The sequence below is a fragment of the Pelagibacterium halotolerans B2 genome (assembly GCF_000230555.1).
GTDB classification, from domain to species: domain Bacteria; phylum Pseudomonadota; class Alphaproteobacteria; order Rhizobiales; family Devosiaceae; genus Pelagibacterium; species Pelagibacterium halotolerans.
Genome location: NC_016078.1, coordinates 1,584,415 through 1,599,232, shown reverse-complemented (window position 1 = coordinate 1,599,232; position 14,818 = coordinate 1,584,415). Strand labels below are relative to the sequence as shown.

General features: G+C 59.4%; 14 protein-coding genes. 9 read left to right on the top strand and 5 right to left on the bottom strand.

The features are described from left to right. Nucleotides 1-30: 30 nt before the first annotated feature. Nucleotides 31-288 (bottom strand): YjhX family toxin, encoded by a 258-nt coding sequence (locus KKY_RS07715; protein ID WP_014130760.1) that lies wholly within the window; start codon nucleotides 286-288, stop codon nucleotides 31-33. A gap of 257 nt (nucleotides 289-545) precedes the next feature. Between KKY_RS07715 and KKY_RS07710 the strand changes: the two genes are divergently transcribed. From KKY_RS07710 to KKY_RS20490, 4 genes are all read left to right on the top strand, one after another. Next, entirely contained in the window at nucleotides 546-860 is a 315-nt protein-coding gene (locus KKY_RS07710; RefSeq protein WP_014130759.1) for a chorismate mutase, read from the top strand. 12 nt (nucleotides 861-872) lie between these two features. After that, nucleotides 873-1,388, top strand: a complete 516-nt coding sequence (locus KKY_RS07705; protein ID WP_014130758.1) for a GNAT family N-acetyltransferase — start codon at nucleotides 873-875, stop codon at nucleotides 1,386-1,388. Nucleotides 1,389-1,590: 202 nt separating this feature from the next. Continuing rightward, on the top strand, nucleotides 1,591-3,075 hold the full coding sequence (gene gatB / locus KKY_RS07700; protein ID WP_014130757.1) for an Asp-tRNA(Asn)/Glu-tRNA(Gln) amidotransferase subunit GatB: 1,485 nt from the start codon (nucleotides 1,591-1,593) through the stop codon (nucleotides 3,073-3,075). A gap of 50 nt (nucleotides 3,076-3,125) precedes the next feature. Then, the gene (locus KKY_RS20490; RefSeq protein WP_014130756.1) at nucleotides 3,126-3,317 is read left to right on the top strand and encodes a hypothetical protein; all 192 of its coding nucleotides are present in this window, start codon (nucleotides 3,126-3,128) and stop codon (nucleotides 3,315-3,317) included. Here KKY_RS20490 and KKY_RS07695 read toward each other — a convergent pair. The 3 genes from KKY_RS07695 to purM form a co-directional block, all read right to left on the bottom strand. After that, nucleotides 3,314-4,213: a DMT family transporter gene (locus tag KKY_RS07695; protein ID WP_014130755.1), complete on the bottom strand. Its 900-nt coding sequence runs from the start codon at nucleotides 4,211-4,213 to the stop codon at nucleotides 3,314-3,316. The two genes, KKY_RS20490 and KKY_RS07695, sit on opposite strands and share 4 nt — an antisense overlap. A 116-nt stretch (nucleotides 4,214-4,329) precedes the next feature. Further along, a complete protein-coding gene (purN, locus tag KKY_RS07690; RefSeq protein ID WP_014130754.1) occupies nucleotides 4,330-4,923 on the bottom strand; it encodes a phosphoribosylglycinamide formyltransferase in 594 nt (197 codons plus the stop codon). Continuing rightward, nucleotides 4,920-5,996: a phosphoribosylformylglycinamidine cyclo-ligase gene (purM, locus tag KKY_RS07685; protein ID WP_014130753.1), complete on the bottom strand. Its 1,077-nt coding sequence runs from the start codon at nucleotides 5,994-5,996 to the stop codon at nucleotides 4,920-4,922. Before purM ends, purN begins: the two co-directional genes overlap by 4 nt. 127 nt (nucleotides 5,997-6,123) lie before the next feature. On the opposite strand from purM, the gene KKY_RS07680 reads away from it, so the two are divergent. From KKY_RS07680 to KKY_RS07665, 4 genes are read left to right on the top strand one after another with little or no spacing between them, the layout of a single operon-like run. After that, a complete protein-coding gene (locus KKY_RS07680) occupies nucleotides 6,124-7,242 on the top strand; it encodes an AI-2E family transporter (RefSeq protein WP_014130752.1) in 1,119 nt (372 codons plus the stop codon). Nucleotides 7,243-7,246: 4 nt separating this feature from the next. Then, nucleotides 7,247-7,924, top strand: coding sequence for a P-loop NTPase family protein (locus KKY_RS07675; RefSeq protein ID WP_014130751.1), 678 nt, complete (start codon nucleotides 7,247-7,249; stop codon nucleotides 7,922-7,924). A gap of 19 nt (nucleotides 7,925-7,943) precedes the next feature. Next, nucleotides 7,944-10,124: an RNA degradosome polyphosphate kinase gene (locus KKY_RS07670; protein WP_014130750.1), complete on the top strand. Its 2,181-nt coding sequence runs from the start codon at nucleotides 7,944-7,946 to the stop codon at nucleotides 10,122-10,124. Beyond that, nucleotides 10,121-11,662: a Ppx/GppA family phosphatase gene (locus tag KKY_RS07665; protein ID WP_014130749.1), complete on the top strand. Its 1,542-nt coding sequence runs from the start codon at nucleotides 10,121-10,123 to the stop codon at nucleotides 11,660-11,662. Before KKY_RS07670 ends, KKY_RS07665 begins: the two co-directional genes overlap by 4 nt. A 4-nt stretch (nucleotides 11,663-11,666) precedes the next feature. Here the strand turns inward: KKY_RS07665 and rnd are convergent, their stop codons facing one another. Continuing rightward, entirely contained in the window at nucleotides 11,667-12,827 is a 1,161-nt protein-coding gene (rnd, locus tag KKY_RS07660; protein WP_014130748.1) for a ribonuclease D, read from the bottom strand. 153 nt (nucleotides 12,828-12,980) lie between these two features. Between rnd and aspS the strand changes: the two genes are divergently transcribed. After that, the gene (gene aspS / locus KKY_RS07655) at nucleotides 12,981-14,765 is read left to right on the top strand and encodes an aspartate--tRNA ligase (protein WP_041529233.1); all 1,785 of its coding nucleotides are present in this window, start codon (nucleotides 12,981-12,983) and stop codon (nucleotides 14,763-14,765) included. The last annotated feature ends 53 nt before the right edge of the window (nucleotides 14,766-14,818 follow it).

The window sequence follows — 14,818 nt, the reverse complement described above, 5'->3', positions numbered from 1 at the left end:
CGATTTGCCATGCCGGTCCATCGGCATCGTTCAGCGGTTGTCGGTTTGACTGCGAACCAACATCACGCCCCGCCTGGTTATCCGGTAGGGGCCACCATCCTGAGAGGCGATGGTCTTACGACGGCGCAGTTTCTTGAACAGCGTCATGTCGCACTGGGTCAGAAGCCAGCCGTCGCGGTTATAGCACTCGATGTCGGCGATCTTGCCGCGTGCGTCCTTGAGCGGCTGGATGTAGCCGCCCTGGGCCAGCGCGTGCAGCACGCGCTGTTCGTCTCGGGAAATGTCCATGAAAGTCTGTCTGCAAATTTGGCGGAAAGGACCGCCAGCCGATCGAAACCGTGCCGCCCGCGTAACGCTGGGAAGCCGGTGGGTTCGATTTTCAGCCCAGCCTGGTTCGGCCGGGCCTCAGCGGAGCTCAGACAGATTACACATGAGGCGTTTGCTTAGCCCGGTGGCTGTGGGCAGGCAAGTGGGCCGAACAGGGTGGTTGAAAATTGTCGTCCGCCGATGCACACCTGCATCACTGCCAAAATGGGAACACCGCAATGACCGCCACAAAACTGCCCGCCGATTGTGAAACCAAGGACGATGTGCGTGCCGAGATCGACCGGATCGATCATGCGCTGATCGAGCTTTTTGCGGAGCGGCATGCCTATGTGACGCGGATGGCGGAGATCAAGACGGACCCGCACGAAGCCTATGTGCCAGCCCGGATCGAGGCCATTGTGGCCAAGGTCAGGGAGCGGGCTCTGGCTCTCGATCTGGACGAAGACCAGGCCGAATTGCTCTGGCGCACATTAATTGACTGGAACATCAACTACGAAAAGGGCATCATCACTGCCCGGACCCGGAAAAAATAGAGCCACAGGGACATGCTCGACAATCTGATCCTCCGCCGCGCCTCCATCGCCGAAGCAGACAAGCTCGGCAAGCTGGCTTTTGCGTCCTGGGATTCGAGCATGCGCCACATCATCAGCCCAGAATCCGAAGAGGGAATAGCGGCCGAACGCGCCGCGCTCGAGCTGTCGTTCCAGCTTTTCTGCATCACCGCCAGCGAGGCCATCACGGTGGCCGAGCAGGATGGTGAACTGACAGGCTGGGGCGCTCGCGAGCCGATGAGCGACTATATCTCCGATCTCTGGGTTACCCCTGCCCACCAGCGAAACGGCATCGGCCGCGCGCTTCTTTCCGCCGTTGAACAGGACATTTTCCGCGCCGGGCACGACGTGGCCGTGCTCGAAACACATGCGGAAAACGGCGGCGCCATCCGGTTTTACGCCCGCGAGGGGTACGGGATCGTCTGGCGAGGCATCAAATTCTCCCGCATGCTGGGCCAGCGCATCGAAAAAGTGCGCATGGAAAAGCAACTCGTCGTCGCGGCCCATTAGAGCGAGGTCAGAAAAAGTTGTAGACTTTTTCGGTTCGACGTCGCGACTAGGGAAAGGTTTGCGGGATCAGAAAAAGTTGCAGACCTTTTCTGTTCGATCTCGCGACAAAGAACCTCTAGCCTCTCGGCGGCAATTGTTTTATCCCCCACATCATATTTCCGCGCATTCTCGCGCCTGAGCAATCAAGCAGGTCTTCGCCTCCATGACACTGGTCGACACACGCACCCCCACCCCGAAATATTTCATCGCCGGCGCCACCGGCGATTGGGAAATGGTCATCGGTATGGAGGTGCATGCCCAGGTGACCTCGGAGTCCAAACTGTTCTCGGGCTCGTCCACCGAATTCGGCAATCCGCCCAATTCCAACGTATCCTTCGTCGATGCAGCCATGCCCGGCATGCTGCCGGTCATCAACGAGGAATGTGTGCGCCAGGCCGTGCGCACCGGCCTTGGGCTCAAGGCTCAGATCAACAAGCGCTCGGTATTTGACCGCAAGAATTATTTCTATCCCGATCTGCCGCAGGGTTACCAGATTTCCCAGTTCAAGGACCCTATCGTGGGGGAAGGGAAGGTCATGCTCGATCTGGGCGAGGACGGCGAGGTCGAGATCGGCATCGAGCGTCTGCATCTCGAACAGGACGCGGGCAAGTCGATCCACGATCAGCACCCCAATATGAGCTTTGTCGATCTCAATCGCTCGGGCGTGGCGCTCATGGAGATCGTCTCCAAGCCCGATCTGCGTTCGGCGGACGAGGCCAAGGCTTACCTCTCCAAGCTGCGCACCATCCTGCGCTATCTGGGCACCTGCGACGGGAATATGGAGCAGGGTTCGATGCGGGCCGATATCAACGTCTCGGTTCGCCGTCCGGGTGGCGAATTCGGCACGCGCTGCGAAATCAAGAACGTCAATTCGGTCCGCTTTGCGGGCCAGGCCATCGAGTATGAAGCGCGCCGCCAGATCGACATTTTAGAAGATGGCGGGGTGATCGACCAGGAAACGCGGCTTTACGATCCAAAGACCGGTACGACCCGGTCGATGCGGTCCAAGGAAGAAGCGCACGACTATCGCTATTTCCCCGATCCTGATCTTTTGCCGCTCGAGTTCGACGATGCCTTCATCGAAATGCTCGCTGAGAACCTGCCCGAGCTGCCTGACGAGAAGAGCGCCCGCCTTGTCAGGCAGTATGGCATCACCCATTATGACGCGTCCGTGCTGGTTTCCGATCGCCGCTATGCCGATTTCTATGAGGATGTCGCCAAAGGGCGCGATGGCAAGCTGGCCGCCAACTGGGTCATCAACGAATTTTTCGGGCGACTCTCGAAGGAAGGGCTTTCCATCGACGACAGCCCCATGGATGCCCGCCAGCTCGGCGGCATCGTGGAGTTGATCTCAAAGGGCGAGATTTCGGGCAAGATCGCCAAGGATCTGTTCGAGATCGTGTGGACCGAGGGTGGCGATCCGGCCGAACTTGTCGAATCGCGCGGCATGAAACAGGTCTCGGACACTGGCGCGATCGAAAAGATCGTCGACGAGATCATCTCCGGCAATCCCGGCCAGGTCGAAGCGGTCAAGACCAAGCCGGGTCTTCTGGGCTGGTTTGTCGGTCAGGTTATGAAGCAGACCGGCGGCAAGGCCAATCCGCAGACGGTCAATGAAATCCTGAAAGCCAAGCTGGGACTGGAATAGATAGGGAACACAGGCGATAGGGTTATCGTTGGTTGGGAAAGGAGGTCGCCATGACCAACCCACCACCCGACAACCCTATTCCCAATCCCGATCCCACCCCGCCAATTCCGGGGCCGAATCCCGACCCGGTTCCACGGCCGCCCGATAGTCCGATCCCCGATCCGACCGATCCCATCCCCCATCCGCCCGAACCGGAAATTCCGCCCAATCCGGAAGATCCGGTCCAACCGACGCGGAGCTAATTGGCAGCGCGGGAGCGCATCCCCAGCCAGCGGGGGAGGCGACCATCGATCATCAAAAGACCGACAAAGATGGCCAGCATGCCCACAAGATGCGTGGGCAGAATGATTTCCCCGAGCAGTACAAACCCGAATATGATCGCGGATACGGGTGCGATGAAGGTCACTGTGGAGAAGTTGGTCGCTCCGATCCGGGGGAGGATGCGATACATGATGATGAACGTGAATGTAGTGGCTATGAGCCCGATCCCGAGGGCAGCGAGCCAGGTTTCCGGCAAGGTGACGATCGGCGCACCCTCGATGGCGAATGCTACCGCGGCAGAACTCAGCCCGGCGCCCGACAGAGCCATCACGGCGAACGCCGTCGGTTCGACCGACTTGAAGCTGCGGGTGATGTTGAGCGACAGGGCGTAGCAGATGGTCGCGCCCAGACAGGCGGCAATCGCCCACAATTGCGAACTGCCATCGCTGGAGAGTGCCGGAGAAGCCAGAATTGCAACGCCGATAAATCCGCAGACAACGCCGACGATCTTGAGCAGCGTCGCCCTTTCACCATCGCGGAAGAGAGGGGAAATGATGACCGTCATGATCGGTGTGAGCGCATTGATGATCGCCGCGACGCCACTTGCCAGGCTGCCCTGGGCCAGGGGGTAGAGCGCGAAGGGAATCGAATAGGCCAGCCAGCCCAGAGCGCCGAGCTTGAGCCAGAGCACGGGATCGTGCGGCACGGGCTTGCGAATGACGAACAGAGCCACCCAGCAGCCCAGAGCGCCGATACACACGCGCAGTGCCGATACCCAGAGAGGGCCGAGTTCGCGAATCAGGATTGCGTTGAAGATGAAAGAAAAGCCCCAGATTCCGCCGAGAAGGAAAATCCAGAACCAGTCGCGCGTCGCCATGACAGTGTGCCTATAGGTGGAAGGGACAGACGCTACGCCTTTGGCGGCGCGATGTCGAAGCAGTTATGGAGATGACATCTATCAAATCGGGTGATCCGATCGACCCGATTTTGACGTCAACTCCGATAGGTCACGGCGCCGGATGCGAGCAGGGCAAGGGCCTTGGGGTAAAGCTTATGCTCCTCGACGAGCACGCGGGCGGCAAGTGTTTCGGCGGTATCGCCCGCCTCGATCGGCACGCGAGCCTGCAGGATGGCAGGACCTTCATCAAGACCCGGTGTCACGAAATGGACGGTACAACCAGCCTCAAGCGCGCCATCGGAAATGGCCCGGGCGTGGGTATCGAGGCCCTTGTAAGCGGGCAGGAGCGAAGGATGGATGTTGATGGCCTTGCCCTGCCAGTGCGTCGTGAACTCCGGCGTCAGGATACGCATGAAGCCGGCAAGGCAGATGTAATCGACCGCCCAACTTTCGAGGATGCGGGTCAGTGCGTTCTCGAAATCGAGACGACTTTCGAAACTGCTTTGGGCCAGAGTGGCCGTTTCGATCCCTTCAGCGCGGGCCGTTTGGAGGCCCGGCGCCGCGGCGCGATTGGAAAAAACGCCGACGATTTCAGCGGGATAGTCCGGAGCCTTGGCGGCCTCTATCAAAGCGGTCATGTTCGAGCCGCGCCCGGAAATCAGGACCGCGACGCGTTTTTTTCCGTTCATAGGGAAAGGGCACCGGTAAATTCCACGGCATCGCCGCTGCGCTCGACCAGTTCGCCGATGACGCTGGCGGTTTCGCCGTGGCTCTCGAGCCGGGCGACGAGCGCTTGGGCATCCCCGGCACCCACGGCGACCAGCATGCCGACGCCGCAATTGAAGGTCCGCAGCATTTCGCGCTCGGCAATCCCGCCCTGTCTGGCCAGCCAGCCAAAGACTTTCGGCGTTGATACCGCATCGAGATCGACACGTGCCGCCAGCGTTTGGGGCAGGACGCGGGGGATATTTTCCTGAAATCCGCCACCGGTGATATGAGCCAATGCCTTGACGTTCAGGCCCGACCGGATCGAGTCGAGAAGCGGTTTGACGTAGATTTTCGTCGGCACGAGCAGCGCAGCGCCAAGGCTGGTCTCCGGTGCGAAAGGTGCGGGATCGGACCAGGCAAGGCCGGACATCTCCACGATCTTGCGCACCAGAGAATAGCCATTGGAATGAATGCCGGACGACGCGATTGCCACCAGTTTGTCGCCGGCGCCGATATCGGGCCGGGGCAGAAGGGTTCCGCGCTCGGCAGCGCCGACGGCAAAGCCGGCCAGATCGTAATCGCCGCCGTGATACATGCCGGGCATTTCGGCCGTTTCTCCGCCGATCAGAGCGCAGCCGGCCTGGCGGCAGCCTTCGGCGATGCCTTTGACAATCGCCGTTCCCTGAGTGACGTCGAGCGCTCCGGTGGCGAAGTAATCGAGGAAGAACAGCGGTTCGGCGCCCTGGACGACGAGGTCGTTGACACACATGGCGACAAGATCGATGCCGACGGTATCGTGGATGTCCGCTTCGATGGCGATTCGAAGCTTGGTGCCAACGCCATCGTTGGCAGCGACAAGAACAGGGTCGGTAAATCCGGCAGCCTTCAAATCGAACAGGCCGCCAAAGCCGCCGATCTCGCCATCGGCGCCGGGACGGCGGGTCGATTTGACGGCGGGCTTGATGGCTTCGACGAGGGCGTTTCCGGCGTCGATGTCGACTCCGGCCTGCTTGTAGGAAAGGCCGTTCGAGGGCAGGTTTGTGTCATCGGACATTTGAATGTGCCATCCCCGGTGATGCGCCGTCGCGAAGGGCGACATCAGATTAACGTTGATCGGCCCGGTCGGGCTCTATATTTCGAAAGGCTGATACCGGCTCGCAACGCTACACGCAAGGACTGCCATGTCACTCAAGAACCAGATTACGTTCTGGATCGCACTGTTTGTCGTTCTGGGTGTGATGTTGTGGGTGTTCCGCGGCATCCTGCTTCCGTTCGTGCTCGGCATTACGCTGGCCTACCTGCTCAATCCATTTGTCGATTGGCTCCAGAATCGGAAGATTCATCGCGGATTCGCCACCTTGATCGTGATGGTTCTGGCGATGCTGGCCTTGCTTGCCGTGTTCCTGCTGATCGTACCGCTGCTGCTCCAGCAGGCGTTTGGATTGGCACGCAACATTCCGAGCTATGTTCAACAATTGCAGGTGTTCGTGGAAAACATGATCCCGCGCCTTGAGCAATGGCTGGGCCCCGATCGTATGCAGGAGCTCGAACGCGGCATCGAACAGATGTTTGCCGACGGCATAGGCATGCTCACCGGATTTACCGGACAAGTGATGCAGCAGTCCATGAGCATCATCAACACGATCGGTGTAATGATCGTAACGCCGGTCGTCGCGTTCTACCTGCTGCTTGATTGGGACCGGATGGTGGACAGTGTGGATAGTCTCTTTCCTCCAGCGCACCGGGCCGAGATGCATGCCTTGTTCAAGGACATGGATGTGGCACTTGCCGGTTTCGTACGCGGGCAGGGTGCTGTGGTCGGGATATTGGCAGTCTTTTATGCTGTATCACTGTCGCTGGCCGGGTTGAGCTTCGGCCTCGCCATCGGATTGATGGCAGGGCTTTTCAGTTTCATTCCCTATGTCGGCGCGCTGATCGGGTTCGTTCTTTCGATGGGCATTGCCCTCGTACAGTTCTGGCCCGACTGGCCCATGATGGCTGTGATCTTGGCGATCTTTCTTGTCGGCCAGTTTCTCGAGGGCAATATTCTCTATCCCAAGCTGGTGGGGTCGAGCATCGGGGTTCACCCGGTGTGGCTGATGTTTTCGCTTTTTGCCTTTGCCGTGTTGTTCGGGGCACTGGGGGTCTTGATTGCCGTGCCGCTTGCCGCCATCTGTGGCGTTCTCGTTCGCTGGGCGGTCCGTAAATACAAGCAAAGCCCCCTTTATGAGTCCGAGGGTGCCGTAATGATCGTTCCGCAAGAGGCTGGCGCCGATGCAAGCCCAAAAGAACTCCCCTAGTTCCTTGTCTCCGCAGGCAAAGGAACAGCTTATTCTCGATCTTGGGCACGATGTGGCCCAGACCGAGGATGACTTTATGGTATGCTCCGGCAACGAGATGGCTTTCGGTCACGTTATGGCGTTTCCCGATTGGGCGGCTCCCATGACGTTGGTCGTCGGCGCCGCTAAATCGGGAAAGTCGCATCTGGCACGGATATGGGCCCGACGAGCTGGAGCCGCAGTTGCCGGACCAGGCAATGCCGAGACCCTGGCGACAGAGGGCGGACGGCAGCCGGTTCTGGTGGAAGATGCCGACCGGAACGGCTATGAAGAGTCGGAGCTTTTCCATCTGCTGAACCAGTCGATGCGCGACGAGCGGCCGATTTTGATGACGGCCAGGACACAGCCGACCGAATGGCCCTATAAGACCAATGACGTCAAATCGCGCGTCAGGCTGGCGGCGCAGTTTTCGCTCACGGCTCCCGATGACATCTTGTTGTCGCAGATGTTCGTGAAATTGTTCGCCGACAGGCAGTTGTCGGTTGATCCGAAAGTAATCTCCTATCTGGTGGGGCGCATGGAGCGCTCGTCGGAAGAGGTGGTCGCTCTGGTCGAATTGCTCGACAGGCTGTCGTTGTCACGGGGGCGGGCAATTACGCGGGCCATTGCGGCCGAGGCACTTGTAATCCGCTCGGAACGCTAGGCGACCTGAAAGGTGAAGAATGGACGATATGGCCCATGAGCAGCACGCGAGCGACGAGGCTGCGCCCGATATCGAGGCACTGCGGTCGAGCCCTGCGCGGTTCGTAAACCGTGAGGTGAGCTGGCTTCAGTTCAACATGCGGGTGCTTGAGGAAGCCGCCAATCCCAATCACCCCTTGCTGGAAAGATTGCGGTTCGTTTCCATCTCGGCCAACAATCTCGACGAGTTCTTCATGGTGCGCGTGGCCGGGCTGAAAGGGCAGTTGCGTGCCGGTCTGCCACGCGAGAGCGCCGACGGCATGACGCCGAGCGAGCAGATCGAGGAAATCACCACGCTTGCTCAGCATCTGCACCTCGAGCAGCAGGATCAGTGGCAGTCGATACGCGACGAACTCTTCGAGCAGAACATCGTTCTGCACGAAGTTGCCGATCTGACCCCCGAGCAAGTTGAATTCCTGCAAAAAATCTTTCGGGAAGAGATATTCCCGGTGCTGACGCCGATCGCCATCGATCCGGCGCATCCCTTCCCCTTCATCCCCAATCTTGGATTCTCCCTGGCGTTTCAGCTCGATCGGGCGACCGACAACTCGCGATTGACGGCGCTGGTTCGCATTCCATCCAATCTGGACCGCTTCATCAAGCTGCCCACCAAGGCGATTTCGGACCGGCGCGTCGAGATGGTGACCGTCGAGACGATGGTCCAGTTGTTCTTCCATAAGATTTTCCCGGGCTACAACATCGTCGGGCACGGATCGTTCCGCATCGTTCGCGACAGCGAAATCGAAATCGACGACGAAGCGGCCGACCTTGTCGTCGAATTCGAATCGGCATTGCGTCAGCGCCGTCGCGGGCAGGTGATCCGTCTGGAAATCGAGCGCTCGATGCCGCGTTCGCTCAAACGGCTGATTGCCGAAGAGCTTGGCATCGCTGCGGAGGATACGTTTGAGGTCGATGGCTTCATGGCGCTCGCCGACGCGGGCAAGATCTGCGATCTTGACCGTCCGGAGCTCAAGTTCCCGCGCTATCACGCCCGTTTTCCCGAGCGCATCCGGGATCATCACGGCGATTGCTTCGCTGCGATCCAGGAAAAGGACATCGTCGTCCATCACCCCTATGAGAGCTTCGACGTCGTCGCCCAATTTGTCGCCCAAGCGGCGCGCGATCCGGACGTCGTGGCGATCAAGCAAACGCTTTATCGCACCTCCAAGGACTCGCCCATCGTCAAGGCCCTGATCGCCGCCGCCGAGATGGGAAAATCGGTGACGGCACTGGTCGAACTCAAGGCCAGGTTCGACGAGGAAGCCAATATCCGCTGGGCGCGCGATCTCGAACGGGCCGGCGTACAGGTGGTTTTCGGTTTCATCGAGCTCAAGACCCACGCCAAGCTCAGCCAGGTCGTGCGGCGTGAAAAGGGAAAACTCATTTCCTACTGCCACGTGGGGACCGGCAACTACCATCCCGTGACGGCCAAGATCTATACCGATCTGTCCTACTTCACCGCCGATCCGGTCATTACACGCGACGTGGCGCGGGTCTTTAACTTCATCACCGGCTATGCGCGCCCCAGCGAACTCGAAGCTATCGCCATTTCGCCGTTCTCGTTGCGCGCGACGCTGATGGAGCACATTGCTGCCGAAATCGATCTGGCCCGGCGGGGCGAGCCAGCCGCGATATGGTTCAAATGCAACGCGCTGGTCGATCCCGAACTCATCGATGCGCTCTACGAGGCCAGTCAGGCAGGGGTAAAGGTCGAGTTGATCGTGCGCGGGATATGTTGCTTGCGACCGGGGATACCCGGCTTCTCGGAAAATATCCGCGTCAAGTCGATCGTTGGGCGCTTCCTCGAACATTCGCGCATCTATTGCTTTGGCAATGGCGGCGAGATGCCGTCCAGGGATGCTGCGGTCTATATCTCGTCCGCAGACCTGATGCCGCGAAATCTGGACTGGCGTGTCGAAACATTGGTGCCTATCAAGAACCGGACCGTTCACAGGCAGATTCTCGACCGTATCATGGTGGCCAATCTTCGCGACAACCAGCAAAGCTGGGAAGTCCTGCCGGACGGGACTGCGCAGCGCATTGCGCCGGGCGAAGGAGAAGAAGCGTTCAACGCCCACGATTATTTCATGACCAATCCATCCCTTTCCGGACGTGGTAGCGCGTTGCATGGGGACAGCGACGACGAGGACAGTGATCTTTGATTCGATTCTGGAGCCTTGAATCCGACCCAGCCGGGCAGGGGCGCCTTTCGGGGGCCAAGCCCGTCGCGGTCCTCGATATCGGCTCAAACTCGGTGCGCCTCGTTGTCTATGAACGTCTCGCGCGTGCCCTTACGGTTCTTTACAACGAAAAATCCGCTTCCACGCTCGGGCGCGGGGTGGCAGCATCCGGACGACTGGCCGAAACCTCGATGGCCAGCGCGCTGAAGGCAATAAGGCGGTTTGCGCTGGTGTGTCGTTTGACCGAAGTCGGCGACATTTATGCCATTGCGACATCGGCCACGCGAGAGGCTGAGAACGGACCCGAATTCTCCCGCGCCGTCGAGGATATCATCGGCGTGCCGGTGCGGGTGCTCAGCGGCGCCGAGGAGGCCCACTATGCTGCCCTCGGGCTGGTTTCTGGCATGCCTGAGTTCGTGGGTGTCGTGGGCGATCTGGGCGGCGGAAGCCTGGAGCTGGCCATGGTGGATGCTGGACATGATACGGGTGGGGAAACCCACGAGTTGGGGGTCATCAGGCTCCAGGACGACACCGAGATGACAGCGAGCAAGGCTTCGGGGATCATCCGTGAACGCCTCAAATCGTCCAAGCTGCTCGAACGGGGGCGGTATAAGTCCTTTGCCGCCATCGGCGGTACATGGCGCGCTTTGGCCAAGCTGCATCAAACCCGGTGCAACTATCCACTCCACATGGTGCAGGATTATGTGGTTCGGGCGGCCGATATCTTGCCCTTGTGTGATGCGCTCATCGAAGGCAATGGCGACAAGAAGCTGGTCAAGGGTATCGAGACGGTGTCCGGATCGCGCAAAGACCTTTTGCCATACGGCGCGGCTGTTCTGGCCGAAGTGTTGCGGGCAGGGGATTTTGACGAAGTCGTCTTTTCTGCCCAGGGCGTGCGGGAAGGATATCTTTACGATCGGCTGAGCGATGACGACAAGGAGATCGATCCTCTACTACAGGCGGCGGAGGAAATTTCGATGCTGCGTTCGCGGGCTCCCGAGTTTTCCGGTGATCTCATCGAGGGCAGCAAGGCGCTCTTCGAGTTGATCGGCGCCGGTGAAACCAGAGACGAAGAACGGCTGCGCAAGGCGGCATGCTATATTTCCGACATCGGTTGGCGCGCGCATCCTGACTATCGAGGCGAGCAGAGCATTCAGATGGTCGCATTCTCCGATATTGTGGGGATCAGCCATGCGGGACGCGCTTTTCTCGCCCAGACCCTGGCCTTCCGCTACATGGGTTTCAAGCAAAAGAGCACCAACACCAAGCTGCTTGAGCTTGCGGGGAAGAATCTTGGGCCGAGGGCCCGATTGATCGCTGCCTATTTTCGCGTTGCCTATCCGCTCGCTGCGGCCATGCCAGGCATCTTGCCGCGCACGAGATTTTCCGTGGACGGCAAAACACTTCAGCTTCACCTGCCGGCCGATCTGGCATTTCTCGATGGGGACCGGATGCGCGGTCGTCAGCGCCAATTGGCCACCGAGGCAGGGTTCAAGGACGGCGCGATCCGAGTCGATTGAGATTCTACTCGGCGAGGTCCACCGACACCTCAACGACACCTTTGCGCGTGGCGGCCAGCGCCATGCGTCCGTGCTTTATCGCCAGTGCCTTTTCGCCAAACAGCTTGCGGCGCCAACCCTTGAGGGCAGGAACGTCCGCGTTGTCGTCGAGCACGATTGCATCGATGTCGTCGGAACTGGCGATAATGCGGGTTGCAACGCCGTTGGTATCGGCAACGGCCTTGAGCCAGACGCGGAGCAGATCGCCAACCGCTCCTTTGGGAGAAGGCCCTCTGGGACGCTCGGCAACCTTGGGGAGGCTGGATTTGTCCGCCGCTTCCACCGATTTGATGATCGCGATCAGTTCGGCAGCCGCCGCTGATCGACCATAGCCGCGCGGCACGGCCCTGAGCTTTTCGAAGGCATCGGGCGTCGTTGGGCGCTGGATGGCCAGTTCGGCGATCGCGTCATCCTTGAGAATCCTGCCTCGAGGCTGATCGTTTTCCTGGGCACGACGCTCGCGCCAGGCTGCAATGGCCTGAAGTGCCGCCAGGTCTCGGGGTTTATTGACCCTGGCCTTTACGCGCTTCCATGCGACTTCGGGCTGAATGACGTATGTATCGACGCTTTCCAGTACGGCCATTTCATCGGCGACCCAGGCGCCACGGCGGGTCTTGTCGATTTCGGTGCGCAGTTGGCCATAGATGTCGCGCAGATGGGTGACGTCGGCCAGAGCGTAGTTGAGCTGTTTTTCGGTCAGCGGGCGATGCGACCAGTCGGTAAAGCGGGAACTCTTGTCGATCTGCTCGCCGACCACGGAACGCACCAGATTGTCGTACGACACCGAATCGCCGTGGCCGCAGACGCTGGCGGCAACCTGGGTATCAAAGATGGGATGGGGAACGACGCCGAACAGTTTCACAAAGATTTCGATATCCTGCCGCGCGGCATGAAACACCTTAGTCACATGCCGGTCCGCCAAAAGTTCGGCAAACGGAGCAAGATCAATGTCATCGGCAAGCGGATCGATGATAACCGCTCGGTCCGCGGTGGCGGCCTGAATGAGGCAGAGCTTTGGCCAGTATGTCGTTTCGCGCAAAAATTCGGTATCGACGGTAACGAAATCATAGGTCGCAGCGTCCTTGCAGAACGCCTCAAGCGCCCGCGTCGAAGTGATGACCTGCATTGAGTCGGTATCCAGTTCAAAAATAATGGGATGTCTGTTATCAGGATTGTTGTCCTGCCGCAAAGTGCCATGGCGCATCATGCTTGACATTGAGCACGTCACATGCGCTTTTCCGGCACAAATTCCCACTCCGTTCTCGAAAGACTTGTTGTGATGCATCGCTATCGTTCGCACACCTGTGCCCAGCTTAAAAAGGCAGATGTCGGCTCGACCGCCCGGCTGTCAGGATGGGTGCATCGCATTCGAGATCATGGCGGGTTGCTGTTTCTCGATCTGCGCGATCATTACGGGTTGACGCAATGCGTGATCGATCCGGATTCGCCTGCATTCAAGCTGGCCGAATCCGTTCGGGCCGAATGGGTGATCCGTGTGGATGGTGAAGTCAAGGCGCGTACGCCGGAGACCACCAACAAGAGCCTGCCAACCGGTGAAGTCGAGGTTTTCATCCGCGATATCGAAGTGCTCGGTAAATCCGCGGAACTGCCGTTACCGGTGTTCGGTGAACCCGACTACCCTGAAGACACGCGCCTGCGCTACCGGTTCCTGGACCTGCGCCGCGAAACGCTGCACGCCAATATCGTCAAGCGCTCCAAAATCATTGCCGATATGCGCCGCCGCATGAGCGAGATCGGCTTCGGCGAATACTCGACGCCGATCCTGACGGCCTCGTCGCCCGAAGGCGCGCGCGATTTTCTTGTGCCGAGCCGTATCCATCCGGGCAAGTTCTTTGCGCTGCCGCAGGCACCCCAGCAGTACAAGCAGTTGCTGATGGTGGCCGGGTTCGACCGGTATTTCCAGATTGCCCCGTGCTTCCGGGACGAAGATCCGCGCGCCGATCGCCTGCCGGGGGAATTCTATCAGCTCGACGTCGAGATGAGCTTTGTGACCCAGGAAGAAGTCTGGGACACCATGGAGCCGGTCATTCGCGGCGTGTTCGAGGAATTTGCCGAGGGCAAGAAGGTTACCCAGGAATTTCCTCGCATCCCCTACGATGTGGCGATCCGCAAGTATGGTTCTGACAAGCCGGACCTGCGCAATCCGATCGAAATGGATGACGTTACTGAACATTTTCGTGGCTCGGGGTTCAAGGTCTTTGCCAACCAGATCGCAGGCGACCCCAAGGTCGAGGTCTGGGCCATTCCGGCGCCGACCGGCGGGTCTCGCGCATTTTGCGACCGCATGAATGCGTGGGCGCAAGGCGAGGGACAACCGGGCTTGGGTTACATCTTTTTCAAGGACGGTGCCGGTTCGGGCCCTATTGCCAAGAACATAGGCGAGGAGCGCACGGAAGCCATTCGTGCTCAGCTCGGTCTCAAGGACGGCGATGCCGTATTTTTCGTCTGTGGCGTACCATCCAAGTTCCACAGTTTCGCGGGTGCGGCCCGCACCAAGGTGGGCACCGATCTCGAACTTCTCGATCTCGACAGCTATGCACTATGTTGGATCGTCGATTTTCCATTTTTTGAATGGGACGAAGAGGAAAAGAAAGTCGAGTTCGCGCACAATCCGTTCTCTATGCCTCAGGGCGGACGCGAGGCACTCGACGGCGAGGACCTGCTGTCGATCAAGGCCTATCAGTATGACGCCGTCTGCAATGGCTTCGAAATTGCATCGGGCTCGATCCGTAACCAGGAACCCGACACCATGGTTGCCGCCTTCGAGAAGGTGGGGCTTTCACGCCAGGACGTCGAAGACCGCTTTGGCGGACTGTATCGTGCGTTCCAGTATGGCGCACCACCGCATGGCGGCATGGCGGCGGGTATCGACCGTATCGTTATGCTTTTGTGCGGCGTCCAGAACCTGCGCGAGATCACGCTGTTCCCAATGAACCAGCAGGCAGAAGATCTACTGATGGGAGCGCCGGGCGAGGCGTCGGCCAGGCAGTTGCGTGAACTCCATCTGCGTCTCAACCTGCCCGCGGACAAAAAGAAGATCTAAGCGGTATCAGGCAAACACCGCTGATTTAATGCGCAGTTAAAGTCTTGCCCGGT

Coding starts and splice junctions, on each gene's coding strand:
- KKY_RS07715 (WP_014130760.1), bottom strand. CDS start 288: ATGGACATTTCCCGAGACGAACAGCGCGTGCTGCACGCGCTGGCCCAG.
- KKY_RS07710 (WP_014130759.1), top strand. CDS start 546: ATGACCGCCACAAAACTGCCCGCCGATTGTGAAACCAAGGACGATGTG.
- KKY_RS07705 (WP_014130758.1), top strand. CDS start 873: ATGCTCGACAATCTGATCCTCCGCCGCGCCTCCATCGCCGAAGCAGAC.
- gatB (WP_014130757.1), top strand. CDS start 1,591: ATGACACTGGTCGACACACGCACCCCCACCCCGAAATATTTCATCGCC.
- KKY_RS20490 (WP_014130756.1), top strand. CDS start 3,126: ATGACCAACCCACCACCCGACAACCCTATTCCCAATCCCGATCCCACC.
- KKY_RS07695 (WP_014130755.1), bottom strand. CDS start 4,213: ATGGCGACGCGCGACTGGTTCTGGATTTTCCTTCTCGGCGGAATCTGG.
- purN (WP_014130754.1), bottom strand. CDS start 4,923: ATGAACGGAAAAAAACGCGTCGCGGTCCTGATTTCCGGGCGCGGCTCG.
- purM (WP_014130753.1), bottom strand. CDS start 5,996: ATGTCCGATGACACAAACCTGCCCTCGAACGGCCTTTCCTACAAGCAG.
- KKY_RS07680 (WP_014130752.1), top strand. CDS start 6,124: ATGTCACTCAAGAACCAGATTACGTTCTGGATCGCACTGTTTGTCGTT.
- KKY_RS07670 (WP_014130750.1), top strand. CDS start 7,944: ATGGACGATATGGCCCATGAGCAGCACGCGAGCGACGAGGCTGCGCCC.
- rnd (WP_014130748.1), bottom strand. CDS start 12,827: ATGCAGGTCATCACTTCGACGCGGGCGCTTGAGGCGTTCTGCAAGGAC.
- aspS (WP_041529233.1), top strand. CDS start 12,981: ATGCATCGCTATCGTTCGCACACCTGTGCCCAGCTTAAAAAGGCAGAT.